This is a genomic window from Roseomonas indoligenes (assembly GCF_017813365.1).
Classification (GTDB): domain Bacteria; phylum Pseudomonadota; class Alphaproteobacteria; order Acetobacterales; family Acetobacteraceae; genus Roseomonas; species Roseomonas indoligenes.
The window spans coordinates 43,417-56,819 of the sequence record NZ_JAGIZA010000009.1 but is presented as its reverse complement, the minus strand read 5'-3'; the positions used below and the strand labels follow the sequence as shown (position 1 = coordinate 56,819).

Here is a 13,403-nt window from a genome sequence, read left to right as displayed (position 1 = left end):
ATGTCCGCATCCGTGAGCCCTGCCTCGGACGGCGAGAAGGTCGTCTTCTACCTCGAGAAGGACGAGCACGCGCATGCCGGGTCCAGCACCGCGCTGGGCTTCTGGCTCTACCTGATGAGCGACTGCCTCATCTTCGCCGTGCTGTTTGCCTGCTACGGCGTGCTCGGCCGCAGCTACGCGGCCGGGCCGACGCCGAAGGAGCTGTTCGACCTGCCGCTGGTGGCGGTGAACACCGCCATGCTGCTGTTCTCCTCCATCACCTACGGCTTCGCGATGCTGCAGATGGAAGGGGGGAAGAAGTGGGGCACGCTGTTCTGGCTCGGCGTGACCGGCCTCTTCGGCGTGGCCTTCATCGGGCTCGAGCTCTATGAGTTCAACCACCTGATCCATGAGGGCGCGGGCCCCTGGCGCAGCGCCTTCCTCTCCTCCTTCTTCACCCTGGTCGGCACCCACGGGCTGCACGTGTCCTTCGGCATCCTCTGGCTCGTGGTGCTGATGATCCAGGTGGCCCATCGCGGGCTGATCGAGGACAACCGCCGGCGCCTGATGTGCCTCAGCCTGTTCTGGCACTTCCTGGACGTGATCTGGATCGGCGTCTTCTCCTTCGTGTACCTGATGGGAGTTCTGGGATGAGCGCGGAAGCAGCGCGCGCCGACGGCCACGCGGCGCACGGCGCCGATGGCGGCAACTGGCATGACGACCACGGCGCCGCGCCGCACGGGTCGTTCAGGAGCTACATGACGGGGTTCGTGCTGGCCGCGATCCTCACGATCATCCCATTCGCCCTCGTGATGGGGGACGTGTTCTCCGACACGCGGGTGACGGCCTTTGTCATCATGGCCCTGGCCGTGGTGCAGATCGTCGTCCACATGATCTACTTCCTGCACATGAACAGCCGGGCCGAGGGCGGCTGGACCATGCTGGCGCTGATCTTCACCCTGGTGGTGGTGGTCATCACCCTCGCGGGCTCGATCTGGGTCATGTACCACATGAATGCCAACATGATGCTGATGCCGCATGACATGCGGAACATGGACTGACGGGAAGGCGCCGGGTCGCATGGCCGGAATGAAGGGGCCGGGCGTGGAAGACGGGGGAGCCCGCCGGCCGGCCCGGCTCCTCGCGTTTCTGGCGCTCCTGCTGCTGGGAGTCGGCGTGACGGTCTCGCTGGGCAACTGGCAGGTGGCGCGCCGGGCCTGGAAGCTGGACCTGATCGAGCGGGTGGAGACGCGGGTGCATGCCCCCGCCGTGCCCGCGCCCGGCCCTGCCGCCTGGCCGGGGGTGAGCACGGCCTCCGACGAGTACCGGCATGTCCGCCTCTCCGGCCGCTTCCTGCCGGGGCGTGGGACGCTGGTGGCCGGCACCACGGCGCTCGGCGGCGGCTTCTGGTTGCTGGAGCCGTTCCGCGTGGATGAGGGCTGGCTGGTGCTGGTGAACCGTGGCTTCGTGCCGGGGGAGCGGAGCACGGCGGAGCGGACGGCCACGCCGCCCCCCGCCGCGGAGGAGGAGATCGTCGGGCTGCTGCGGATCACTGAACCCGGTGGCGGGTTCCTGCGCGCGAACGACCCCGCCGGCGGCTGGTGGTACTCCCGCGACGTGGCCGCCATTGCCGCCGCCCGGGGCCTCGAAGGGCCGGTCGCCCCGTACTTCGTGGATGCCGAGGTTTCCTCCGATCCGAGGCCGCCGGTGGGTGGGCTGACCGTGATCGCCTTCCGCAACACCCACCTGATCTACGCGCTGACTTGGTACGGCCTGGCGCTGATGCTGGCCGGGGCCACCTGTTTCCTGCTCCTGTCGGAGTGGCGGGCGCGGCGGGGCCGGGCGTGACATCCCCGGCACCGGGCCGTTGAAGCCACCCGCGGGCCGGGTTCGGAGGGTGTGATGGGCCGGGAAACGGAGGCCGTGGCGACCGTGGCGGGGCTTCCCCCTCCTCCCGCGGTGCGGGCCGATACGGCCGGGCGCAAGAACATGCTGCAGCTCGTGCAGCTGCGCTGGATGGCCGTGTTCGGCCAGGTGGTGACGGCGGGCTTCTCCCATGTGGGGCTGGGGGTTTCCCTGCCGCTGCGCGGGATGGGGATGGTCGCGGCGGGGCTGGTGCTGCTGAACCTGGCCAGCCTGGTGCGGCTGCGGCTGCGGGCGCCCGTGCGGTCCTGGGAACTCTTCGTCGTGGTGATGCTGGATGTGGCGGCGCTGACGGCGCAGCTCTTCCTCAGCGGCGGGGTGACCAACCCTTTCATCTCGCTTTTCCTGCTGCAGGTCACGCTGGCGGCGGTGCTGCTGCCGTTGCGCGCGGCCTGGGCGGTGGCGGCCGTCACCTGCCTCTGCGTGCTCGGCCTCTCCTTCCTGCACCGGCCGCTGATCCTGCCGGAGACGCTGGGCGCCGATCCCTACCGGCTGCACCTCCAGGGCTTCCTCGTCTGCTTCGTGCTGGACGCGGTGCTGCTGGTGATCTTCGTCACCCGCATCAGCCGGAACCTGCGCGTGCGCGACGCGCGGCTGGCCCATCTGCGGGAGCAGGCGATGCAGGAGGAGCATATCGTGCGGATGGGCCTTCTCGCCTCCGGCGCCGCGCATGAGCTGGGCACGCCGCTGGCCACCCTCTCGGTCATTCTCGGCGACTGGCAGCGCATGCCGGCGCTGCGGGCCATCCCCGACCTGCAGGCGGAGATGGAGGAGATGCAGGTGGCGGTGCGGCGCTGCAAGACGATCATCTCCGGCATCCTCCTCTCCGCCGGCGAGGCGCGGGGGGAGGGGGCGGCGCGGACAACGCTCCGGCCCTTCCTGGCGGAGTTCGTGGCCGAGTGGAACGAGACGCGGCCGGGCAGCACCTTGGAATTCGTGGATCGTTCCGGCCCGGATCTGGCCATCGCCGCGGACCCGATCCTGAAGCAGGTGCTGTTCAACCTTGCCAGCAATGCGCAGGAGGCCCCGGCCACCCATATCCGCCTCACCGCCGTGCGGGAGGGACGGTTGCTGCGCCTGGCGGTGAGCGACGACGGCCCGGGCTTCCCGCCGGAGATGCTGGCGCGGCTGGGGCAGCCCTACAGCTCCACCAAGGGCAAGCAGGGGCGCGGCCTCGGCCTGTTCCTGGTGGTGAACGTGGTGCGAAAGCTCGGCGGCAGCGTGGGCGCGGCGAACCGGCCGGAGGGCGGGGCCGTGGTCACGGTCACGCTGCCGCTCTCCGCCATCGCGATCGGAAAGGGAGGCGAGGATGCCGGACGAGACGCCGCCTGAGCGGCTGCTGCTGATCCTGGAGGACGATGTCAGCCTCTCCCGCACCCTGCGGCGCTCCTTCGAGCGGCGGGGCTACGAGGTGATGGTCGCCTCAGGCCTCGAAGAGATGACGGCGTTGCTGCGCGAGCGGACGCCGCACTACGCGGTGGTGGACCTGAAGCTGGAGGGCGCCAGCGGCCTGACCTGCGTGCAGGCCCTGCACGAGCACGACCCGGACATGCGGATCGTGGTGCTGACGGGCTTCGCGAGCATCGCGACGGCGGTGGAAGCCATCAAGCTTGGCGCCTGCCACTACCTGGCCAAACCATCCAATACCGACGATATCGAGGCCGCCTTCGGCCGGGTGGAAGGAAAGGCGGACATCCCGCTGAGCCATCGCCCCACCTCCATCAAGACCCTGGAATGGGAGCGGATCCATCAGACCCTGGCGGAAACGGGCTTCAACGTCTCCGAATCCGCGCGCCGGCTGGGGCTGCACCGGCGGACGCTGGCGCGAAAGCTCGAGAAGCGGCAGGTGGACTAGGCTGGGCCTTGGGCCTGTTCTGATCGGTCCGGAAGGGGGCGCCGCCCCCTGGACCCCCCACCAGGAGCCTGAGGCTCCTGGACCTGCTTCAGGCTGGCGCGGCATCGGCCTGATGCGGGGTTTCGGCGTGATCGGCCGTATCTCGTCCCTGCAGTCGCCTCGGCTCATCGAGCCGAGGCGCACCGTCAGCCGGGTGATGCCAACTTGAAGAAAAAGATGATGAGTTCGAAGCACTGCTTCGAACGGGCACGGAGAGAGGAAGAATTCCTTCGTCCTCTCTCCAGGACAGACCGGAAGTAAAGGATCGGGACAGCGACTTCCCTACCCGAAGCTGATCCCCGTATCCCGCATCAGGTTCTGCACAAGCGCCCGCTCACTCACCAGGCGCGCGGCCAGGCGGTCCGCTTCGGCGGGCACGGCGGTGGCGCCCATGGTGGCCAGGCGTTGGCGCACCTCGTCGTCGCGTGTCGCGAAGTTCACCGCCTCCTCCAGCTTGCGGCGGATGGGCTCGGGTGTGCCGGTTCGGCAGAAGATGGCGTTCCAACTGGTGAGGTCGAAACCGGGGAAGCCGGATTCGGCAATCGTGGGTACGCTCTCGATCCCCATGCGGGTGCCGCTGGTCAGGGCGATGGCGCGGGCCTTGCCGGATTCCAGCACGGGGGAGAGGGAGTTGAGGGAGAGATAGCCGGAGGGGAGGGATCCCGCCGCCAGGTCGCGCGCGACTTCCGAGCCGCCGCGGTAGGGCACGTGCTCCATCTTCGTGTTGCTGCGGTGGGCCAGAAGGGTACCGGCGAGGTGACCGGTGTTGCCGACGCCGGGCGAGCCGAAAGGCATGCCGTCCCGCGTGATCTTCGTCTGCTCCAGGTAGCCCTGCAGGTCGCGGATGCCGGTGCCGGCGGTGACGGCGAGGATGTAGGGCACCTCCGCCACCATGCCGACGGGCTGAAAGTCGCGCTCGTAGTCGAAGGGCAGGTTGCGGTGAATGAACTGGGCGATGATGAAGGAGGCCGCGTCGAAGAACAGGGTATGGCCGTCTGGCGGGGCGCTGGCGACCTGGCCGGCGGCGAGCGCCCCGCCCGCGCCCGCGCGGTTCTCCACCACCACCGGCTGGCCCAGGAACTCCGAGAGGCGGGGCTGGATCAGGCGGGACATGGTGTCCGAGTTGCCGCCGGCGGCGAAGGCGACGACCAAGCGGATCGGGCGGTTCGGGAAGGCGCTCTGGGCCAGCGCGCCGGTGGGGAGCAGAGCGGGGGCGGCCAGGGCCGGCAGGACTGCGGCCAGGAGGGGCCGGCGGCCGGTGATGGGGGAGCGCATGGTATTTCCTCAGCCCGTTGCGCGGCCCTTGGCGGGGCCGTTCGAGGCAGCGATCTTGCGCCCGACAACCCCATCCCGGAAGCCGTGATGAACCCAGCCCGACTGCGCCCCCTGCATGAGGGGGAGATCCCGGCGCTGGTGGCGCTGCACGGCGCGTCCTTTGCGGCGCTGGCCACCGCCGCCTACCCACCCTCCGTCGTGCCCGCCTACCGCGCCATGCTGGAGGCGCCGGACTACGCGCCGGAGGTGCTGGCCAGCGACATGTGGGTGGCGGAGCGGGAGGGGATCCTGCTGGGCAGCGCGGGCTGGCTGCCGCAGGCGGACGGTGCGGCGCGGATCCGCAAGGTCTTCGTGCATCCGGACGCCGCGCGGCAGGGCCTGGCGACGCGGCTGGTGCAGGCGGCGGAGGAGCGGGCGCGGGCGGCGGGGCATGCGCGCTTCGTCCTGCGCGCCTATCTCGGCGCCGTGCCCTTCTACGAGAGCCTGGGCTACGTTGCCGAACGCCCGGGGGAGCGGCCCGTGGGCGACGGGGTGATCTTGCCCGTGCTGTTCATGCGGAAGGACCAAGCCGGTCCGCCCGGGAATCGCTGAGCCGCGCCTCGGCCCAGCGGCAGAAGTTCCCGAACCCGCACCGATCATGCGGGAGGCGCCCCGGCAGCGGGCCGCGTGGCCAGGCTGGTCCCGGCGAAGTCGCGCAGGCGGCGCTCCACGCTGGCAAAGGCGGTGCGGGTTGCTTCCGGCAGCGGCGCGTCCGGCGTGCGGGTGCGATGATCCAGCCAGCGGGCCACGGTGCCCGCACCACGCCGGTGGGCGGCGGCGACAAGGCCGGCCTGCGTGATCGCCAGGGGCTGCCCGTCCGTGGCCGTGACGATGCGCCCCGCAGCATCCAGCGCACCATTGGCGGCAAGCTGACGCTCCGTGCGCTGGAGGTACTGGCTCATCGCAGTCTCCTGCGCGGCGGGGCTGGCGAGAAAATCCGCCTCGCTCCGCACGCCCAGGGCCGCCGCGCGCTCCGTCCAGCCGCCATCCGCGCCCTGCCAGCCGATGTCGCGCAGGGCAACCCGAAGCATCTGATAGCGGCCGAGGGCACCGGACGCCGCGTTGCGGGCCGCCCAGCCGGCGCCCGCGCTCTCCTGCGCGGCGATGCGGTTACGGAACGAGGAGTCCACCGCGCGCGCCGCCGTGGTCGTCGCCGCGGCACTGGGCCGGGGAGCGGGCGCGAAAGGGGCCTGGGCGCGGACCAGCGCGCCTTTGAAGTCCGCCGTCTTTGCCACGGCCTTCGCCGGGCGGGCGGTCCGTGGCGCGATAGCCTGCACTGCCTGCGTGCTCATGGCCGGGAGGTTAGGGCGCAAGGGTTAACGGAGGGTGGTGCCGATTCTTCGCTGTCGGTCTGGCCCGGGGAGAGGAAGAAGGAATTCTTCCTCTCCCCGGACCCGTTCGAAGCAGTGCTTCGAACCCATCATCCTTTTCTTCGAGTTGGGATCGTCCCGCTGACGGTGCGCCTGAGGTCGACGACCTCCGGCGACTGCAAGGGCAGGATCAGGCCACCATGCCGAGACCCCAAGTCAGGCCGGCGCGGGCGGCAGCCAGACGGGGATCCAAGGGCCTCAGGCCCTTGGCGGGGGTTCCAGGGGGCAGCGCCCCCTGGCTCCGGCCCCATCAGGACAGGGCCGCGCCGGACCCCGCGCGCCGGGTCGAAGCCTGCCAGCGCGCCTCCTCCGCGAACTGGCGGGCGAAGAGGCCGTTCTTGCGCCGGATCAGTTCGTCGAAGCTCCCGGTCTCCGCGATCCGGCCGTTGTCCAGCACGACGATGCGGTCCGCGTGGCGGATCGTGGAGAGGCGGTGGGCGATGACGATGCGGGTGGCCGAGACCGTGCGGATGGCGCGCATGGTGGCGCGCTGGGTGACGTTGTCGAGGGCGCTCGTCGCCTCGTCCAGGATCATCACCGCGGGCTTCTGCAGCAGCGCGCGGGCGAGCAGCAGACGCTGGGCCTGACCGCCGGAGAGGACGCGGCTGGCATCCGTCAGCACGGTTTCCAGCCCCATGGGCATGGCGCGGATGTCGGCGCCGAGGGCCGCCGCGTCCAGCGCGGCCCAGACGGCGGCATCGCTGGCGGGGGTGAGGCCGCGCACGGCGTCGCGCACGCTGCCGGGCGGCACGCGCCCGGCCTGCAGCACGGTGGCGACCTGCTGTCGCAGCACGCCGAGGTCGAGCGCGCGCAGGTCGTGGCCGTCCATGAAGATGGCGCCGCTGGCGGGCTGCTCCAGCCCGAGGAGGAGGCGCACGAGGGTGGACTTGCCGGCGCCCGACCGGCCGACGATCGCGATGAACTCGCCGGGCTCCACGCGCAGGCTGAGGCCGGCGAAGATCCAGGGATCGCTCGGGCCGTAGCGGAAGGCGAGGTTGGACAGCTCCAGCGCGCCGCTGAGACGGCCGGGGTCCACGCGGCCCTCCTCGGCCTCCGGGAGGGATTCCAGCAGCGGCTTGGCGAAGCGATAGCTGGGCGCCATCAGCCAGAGCGAGAAGACGGCACGGGCGAGCTGCGTGCCGGACCCGGCCATCAGCCCGTAGGCCGAGAGGAAGGTCATGACGGAGGAGAGGGAAGGGGGCGCCTGCCCCGGCTCGACCTTCTGGAGCCCCGCAATGACGAGGAAGGCGGCGGCGGTGGAGAGCACGGCGAAGCCGGCCGCGAAAGCGTCGTAGCCGTTGCCGATGCGGCGGGAGGCGGCCAGGCGGGCGCGCATTCCGGCGAAACGGGCGGCCCAGACGCCGGCCGCGCGGTGCTCCGCGCCCGCCAGGCGCAGCTTCACGAGGCCGGAGACGATCTGGAACACCATGGCGTCCGCCAGGCCCGACAGCGCCTCCCCCGTGGCGTAGGCGCGGGCCTGCAGCCAGCCAGCCAGGTTGGCGGCGGCGATCTGGACCGCGAGCAGGCTGAGGCCGATCGCGGCGGCCAGGGGCTGCGAGACGAGCATCACGACGCTGGCGGAGAGGATGATGGAGACGGCGGAGACGGCGGCGAAGAGAAAGCCGCGGAGCTGCCCGGCGAGCGAGATGGCCGAGGCCGCACGGCCCGCCGTCTCGCCCACGGTCTGGCGGTTGAGGATGGAGAGGGGCAGGCGGACCACCCGGTCCCAGATCGCGGCGTGCAGGGCGGGGGCGGCGCGCGCCTCGATGCGCTGGCGCGCGATCTCCCCGCCCAGCCGCGTCGCCCAGGCCACGGCGGCGACCACGACCATGGCGAGGCCGAGCTGCGCCAGTTCCGGCAGGTGGCCGCCGGGGATGAGAAGGGTGAAGGCGACGCCGGTGGCCAGCGGCACGGCCTGGCCGAGGGCCGCGCCGATAAGCATGGTGGCGAAGATCGCCGTCACGTCCCCGCCGGTGCGCCGCATCCCCGCCCCGACAAGGTCCAACAGGCCGAGGACCTTGCGCGGCAGGGGCAGGATCGGGGCCTGGGCCTCCCGCGACAGGGCCTTCGCCATTGCGGCATCCAGCCTCGCGCCGCCGGGGTGCTCCGGGGTGACGATGCGGTAGCCGCGCCCCTCCGGCAGCAGGCCGACGGTGGCGCCATCCGCCCGCGCGGTGAAAAGGGGGCCGTGATCCTCCTCCCACCAGCGCCCCTCCAGATAGGCGGGGCGGAGGCGCAGGCCGGAGGCGCGGGCCAGCTCCTCCAGCGTGGAGGTGGCGTCCACGTCGGTGCTACGGACGCGCACCAGCCGGCGGGCGCGAAGGCCGAGGCCCGCGGCGACGGCGCGGAACACCGGCATCAGCGGGTCGGCGTTCGCCGGCTCGGGCCGCTCCACGGGGTTGCCGAGGATGGCGGCGAAGGAGGCGCGCCCCTCGGCCTCCGCCTCGGCCTCGCGCTCCTCGCGCAGGTGGCGGCGGTTCAGCTCGTCGGCGGCGCTCAGGGCCAGGGCGGCGGGCAGGGCGTCTAGGAAAGCGGCGTTGAGGGCGGCGAGCCCGTCCTCCCAGTCCGGGTCCGCGAGGGCGGTCTCGGCCAGGATCGGCTGGAGGCTGCCGCCCCCGGCGACCAGCCAGGCCTCCGCCGGCAGGGGGATCAGTCCCTCCACGGGCTCCAGCCCCAGCAGCAGCCAGCCCCCGCCGCCGATGCGGGCCCAGGCCGGCGCGCCCCGCGCGGCGACCACGGCGCCGGCGGGGGGATAGAGCGTGCCGGTGCCGCCGGAAACCGCGATATCCGTGCGCGGGCGGGGCGACATGGGGCGGGCGAGGCCGGAGGCGAGGGCACGGCCCCAGCCCTCCACCGCGACGGCGAGCCGGGCGGTCGCGTCCTCATCCTTCCGCTCGGGCAGGGGCAGCAGCCGTGTATCGGCGCCGCCGATGGCGAGGAGGGTGGCGCCGGTCATGGCGGTGCCGACGCCGCAGAGCATCTCGCCGGCGCGGAGGGTGCCGACATAGCGCCGCGGCCCCTCCGTCGCCGGGGGCTGCGGGGCGGCGGTGGCGAAGAGGGTGACGGTGCCGGCGGCAACGATCCAGCGGGCGGCGGGATCGTCCAGCCGAAGCGGCGCATGGGCCGGAAGGGGGATGGCCAGGGGGATCGGGCGCGGCCGCGGCGATAGTCCGGGCGCCGCGGCGTCCTGCAGGGCAGGGGGCGGGGGGGCGATGTCGTCGGGCACGGCTCAGCCACTCGCCAGCATGGTGCGGAAGGGGCCGGGGGCGGCCGCGAGGTCGTCCGGGTGGCCGCGCTGCACGATGCGGCCCGCCTCCATCACGATCACCTCGTCGCAGTCCCGCACCAGCGCCAGGCGGTGGGCGATGACGACCATGGTGCAGCCGCGCCGGCGTAGATTGGCCATGACCGCCGCCTCCGCCGCGTTGTCCAGCGCCGCCGTCGCCTCGTCCAGCACGAGGATCGCGGGGTCGGTGACGATGGCGCGGGCCAGCTCCATCCGCGCGCGCTGGCCACCGGACCAGTTGCGCCCCTCCTCTGCCACGGGGCCGGCATAGCCGCCGCGGCGGGCCAGGATCTCGTCGTGGATCATCGCGTCCTGCGCGGCCTCCACCAGGCGCTCGTCGGCCAGGGTGGGATCCCACATCGCGATGTTGTCGCGCACTGTGCCGTCGAAGAGGAAGCCCTGCTGGTCCATCACCGAGACCTCCCGCCGGAGCTCCGCGCGCGGGATGCCCTCGATCGGCCTTCCGTCGATCAGCACCTCGCCGGACCAGGGGCGGTAAAGGCCGGCGATCAGCAGGGCGAGGGTGGACTTGCCGGAGCCGGAGCCGCCGACGATGCCGAGGCGGCGGCCGGGCTCGATCGTGATGGAGACGCCGTCCAGCAGGGGCGGGGCGAGGCGGCTGTGGCCGAAGACGATGTCGCGCAGCGCCACATGGCCGGCCAGCCGCGCGCCGGCGCGGCGCGTGCCGGCCGGGGCGGGCGCGGTCTCGAATTCCGGCGCTAGCTGGTGGTGCAGCGTGTCCTCCAGCAGGGTGAGGTTCGCCTTCGCGTCCTGCATCTGGGTGGCGACGCCGACTAGCTGGGCAACCGGCCCCATGAAGCCGGTGGTGAGGGCCTGGAAGGCGACGAGCTGGCCGACGGTCATCGTGCCATCCATGATTCGGCGCCCGCCGAGGACGAGCACGGCGGCGGAGGCGGCGATGGCGATGAAGGCCGGCAGCCCCTCCAGCAGGGCGCGCCGCAGCGCGAGCCGCTGGGTGACGTTGGCGGCGCCGGCCCGCGTGCCCGCGAGCTGGGCCAGCAGCAGGCCCTCGCCGCCAGAGGACCGGTAGGTCTCGATCATCCGCAGCCCGCCCCGCGCCAGCCCCTCCGTGCGGAGGTTGCGGGAGAGGAGGCGCCCGTTGTCGTCGCTGAGCGAGCGGCCGAGGCCGACGAGGGCGCCGAGGTTCACGGCCGCGGCGAGGACCACGATGCCCGCCAGCAACGGGTCGTAGAGCAGCATCGCGGCGGCGTAGGCGAGCGCGGTGACGAGGCCGAGCAACCCGCGCCCGACATCGCCCGAGACCAGCCGCGCGATGCGGTCGTTCAGCGCCACGCGGCCGGCGATGTCGCCAGGGTGGCGCTGGGCGAAGAAGGCGACGGGAAGCCGCGTCAGCCGGTCCAGGAAGGCGGCGGAGCCGGAGACGGAGAGCCGCGTCTCCAGCCGCAGCAGCAGGTCCAGCTGCAACCAGGTGATGAGGCCCATGAGGAGGGAGGTGCCGGCCATGCCCCAGAGCAGCGGTTGCAGCCAGCTCTCGAAGCGGCCGACGAGCACGTCGTCCACGAAGACCTGGGAGAAGGCGGGGACCAGCAGCGCCGGGATCGTCATCAGCAGGCTCAGGCCGAGAAGGAAGCCGAAGCCCGCCCCGTTGCCGCGCAGCCGGCGCAGGATGCCGCGCAGCGCCCGCGGCCTTTCCCCGCCGCGCCGGAAGCCCTCCCCCGGGCGCAGGGAGAGGACGACGCCGGTGAGATTGCGGTCCAGTTCCTCCGCCGTGATGCGGCGCGGGCCGGTGGCGGGGTCGTTGATGCGGGCGCCGCTGCGGTCCACCCCCTCGATGACGACGAAGTGGTTCATGCCCCAATGGGCGATCAGGGGCATCGCCATGCCCGGCAGGTCGGCCGGCTCCACCCGGAAGGCCTCCACCGCCAGGCCATATTCCGACGCCGCGGCCGCGACGTGGCTGGCCCGGCTGCCGTCGCGGGAGACGCCACAGGCGGCGCGCAGCTCCTCCAGCGGCACCCAACGGCCGTAGCTGCCGAGCACGATGCCCAGCGCCGCGGCGCCGCACTCCGATGCCTCCATCTGGAGCAGCGTGGGCGTGCGGACCCGCCCGGGCCGCGCGCGGGGCGGGGCGGCGGCCACCGTGGCGCTCAAGGTGTCGCGGCCCCTGCCGCGCCCTTGGATGTCGCGGCCCCTGCCGCGCCCGGCGACGTTGACGCCTCGGCGTTGCGGGTCAGCCAGCCCCGCACGGCGGGGAAGGCAAGGCCGATCAGGCGGACGGAGCGCACAGTGATGTCGGCGCCCGCGAGGGTGCCGGATTCGATGGGGAAATCCGGCCCGGTGGCGGTGGACCAGCGCAGCCCGCTGCGCGTGGCGGGATCGGGCGAGAGCGCTACCTCCACCTCGAAGGGCGCGCCGAGCTCCGTGGTGAAGTTCCGCACGAGCTGGTCGTTCTGCAGGGTCCGCAGCAGCCCGGCGGAGGAGGAGGGGGCATGGGCCACGCGGGTGATCCGGCCGTGGATGAAGCCATCCTCCTCCCGCCGTGTGGAGGAGGGGGAGACCTCCACCTCCAGCCCGGGGGAGAGGCGCTTGCCGTCCTGCGCGGTGACATAGACCACGGCCACCAGCGCGCCGGCGCCGCCCTCCGGGTCGCGCTCCACCGTCAGCAGGGCGGTGCCGCGCTGCACCACCTGGCCGTCATTCGCCTTCTGCTCCACCACCGTGCCGGAATAGGGTGCCAGCACCTCGCCCAGCCGGCCGAGGCGGGTGCGCAGCGCTTCCACCTGGCGCGCCGTCTCGTCCACGCGCCGCTCGGCCTCCAGCGCCTCGCGCTCCTGCTGGGTGCGCTTCATCGCCTGGTCGAGCACGAGCTGCTCCCGCTCGTTCCGCGAGGTGGCCATCTGCTCACGCACCTGGAACACCTCCACCCGGGCATAGAGGGCGCGGTCGCGGTTGATGAGGTTCTGCTGCATCAGCCCGCGCATCACCTCCTCGCGCTGGGTCATCATGCCCAGCCGCTCGTCCAGCATCCGCAGGTTGCCGGCCAGCGCCGCGTCCCGCGCCGTGCGGAAGGCCTCGGCCGCCGCCGTCTCCCGCCCGTGGAAGGCGCGCAGCTCGTCGCGATGGCGGAGCGCGTCGGCGGCCTGGCCCTCGGCGAGGGCGAGCTGGAGGCGCAGTTCGGACTGGTCCACCGTCGCGATGGACTGGCCGGCCCGGATGTGGTCGCCCGGCCGGGCGACGAGCCGGTCGATCCGGCCATCCGTGTCCGCCACGATGTCCACCACGCCGCCGGAGGGCAGCAGGATCCCGCGCCCCGTGACCTTCAGCGGCACGTCCACCAGGGAGGACCAGACGAGCCCGATGACGGCGAGGGCGAGGAGCGATCCGCCCACCACCCAGTTCCAGGGGCGCATGACGCGGAGCGGCTCGTCATAGCGGTCCGGCGCTGCGGCCTCGGCGACGGCCTGGCTGCGAAAGAGGGGGGGCTGGGACATGCCGGGGATCGGACCTTCTTGGGAGAGCCCGGCGATCCTGGCCCCCGCGTGACTATGCCCCTGCCCCGGAACGAAGGGAATTGCAGAGAAGGAAACGGCTGGGGTACCAGCCGGCTCCAGGGGAAAGGCGCCCGGGTGGTGCGGGAAGGGGGGCCTCCTCCCGC

Annotated in this window: 11 protein-coding genes; 6 read left to right on the top strand and 5 right to left on the bottom strand. The window is 72.6% G+C overall.

All coding sequences use genetic code 11. The features are described from left to right. The 5 genes from cyoC to J5Y10_RS15350 are packed head-to-tail and all read left to right on the top strand — an operon-like array spanning position 1 to position 3,757. Complete coding sequence (gene cyoC / locus J5Y10_RS15370; protein ID WP_209374918.1) at positions 1 to 633, top strand: cytochrome o ubiquinol oxidase subunit III; 633 nt, start codon at positions 1 to 3, stop codon at positions 631 to 633. Then, on the top strand, positions 630 to 1,040 hold the full coding sequence (gene cyoD / locus J5Y10_RS15365; protein WP_209374917.1) for a cytochrome o ubiquinol oxidase subunit IV: 411 nt from the start codon (positions 630 to 632) through the stop codon (positions 1,038 to 1,040). Before cyoC ends, cyoD begins: the two co-directional genes overlap by 4 nt. 19 nt (positions 1,041 to 1,059) lie before the next feature. Further along, a complete protein-coding gene (locus J5Y10_RS15360; protein WP_209374916.1) occupies positions 1,060 to 1,827 on the top strand; it encodes an SURF1 family protein in 768 nt (255 codons plus the stop codon). Between the two features lie 54 nt (positions 1,828 to 1,881). Continuing rightward, the gene (locus J5Y10_RS15355; protein WP_209374915.1) at positions 1,882 to 3,234 is read left to right on the top strand and encodes an ATP-binding protein; all 1,353 of its coding nucleotides are present in this window, start codon (positions 1,882 to 1,884) and stop codon (positions 3,232 to 3,234) included. Beyond that, positions 3,212 to 3,757 (top strand): response regulator transcription factor, encoded by a 546-nt coding sequence (locus J5Y10_RS15350; RefSeq protein ID WP_209374914.1) that lies wholly within the window; start codon positions 3,212 to 3,214, stop codon positions 3,755 to 3,757. Before J5Y10_RS15355 ends, J5Y10_RS15350 begins: the two co-directional genes overlap by 23 nt. A 321-nt stretch (positions 3,758 to 4,078) precedes the next feature. On the opposite strand, the gene J5Y10_RS15345 is transcribed toward J5Y10_RS15350, so the two are convergent. Then, entirely contained in the window at positions 4,079 to 5,071 is a 993-nt protein-coding gene (locus tag J5Y10_RS15345) for a Bug family tripartite tricarboxylate transporter substrate binding protein (RefSeq protein WP_209374913.1), read from the bottom strand. Positions 5,072 to 5,158: 87 nt separating this feature from the next. On the opposite strand from J5Y10_RS15345, the gene J5Y10_RS15340 reads away from it, so the two are divergent. Continuing rightward, a complete protein-coding gene (locus J5Y10_RS15340) occupies positions 5,159 to 5,662 on the top strand; it encodes a GNAT family N-acetyltransferase (protein ID WP_209374912.1) in 504 nt (167 codons plus the stop codon). Positions 5,663 to 5,706: 44 nt separating this feature from the next. Here the strand turns inward: J5Y10_RS15340 and J5Y10_RS15335 are convergent, their stop codons facing one another. From J5Y10_RS15335 to J5Y10_RS15320, 4 genes are all read right to left on the bottom strand, one after another. Then, positions 5,707 to 6,402, bottom strand: coding sequence for a hypothetical protein (locus tag J5Y10_RS15335; RefSeq protein WP_209374911.1), 696 nt, complete (start codon positions 6,400 to 6,402; stop codon positions 5,707 to 5,709). Between the two features lie 328 nt (positions 6,403 to 6,730). Then, the gene (locus J5Y10_RS28760; protein ID WP_209374910.1) at positions 6,731 to 9,706 is read right to left on the bottom strand and encodes an ATP-binding cassette domain-containing protein; all 2,976 of its coding nucleotides are present in this window, start codon (positions 9,704 to 9,706) and stop codon (positions 6,731 to 6,733) included. A 3-nt stretch (positions 9,707 to 9,709) separates the two neighbouring features. Beyond that, positions 9,710 to 11,899 (bottom strand): NHLP family bacteriocin export ABC transporter peptidase/permease/ATPase subunit, encoded by a 2,190-nt coding sequence (locus tag J5Y10_RS15325; protein WP_209374909.1) that lies wholly within the window; start codon positions 11,897 to 11,899, stop codon positions 9,710 to 9,712. Further along, entirely contained in the window at positions 11,896 to 13,239 is a 1,344-nt protein-coding gene (locus tag J5Y10_RS15320) for an NHLP bacteriocin system secretion protein (protein ID WP_209374908.1), read from the bottom strand. The genes J5Y10_RS15325 and J5Y10_RS15320 overlap by 4 nt, the downstream gene beginning before the upstream one ends. Between the last annotated feature and the right edge of the window lie 164 nt (positions 13,240 to 13,403).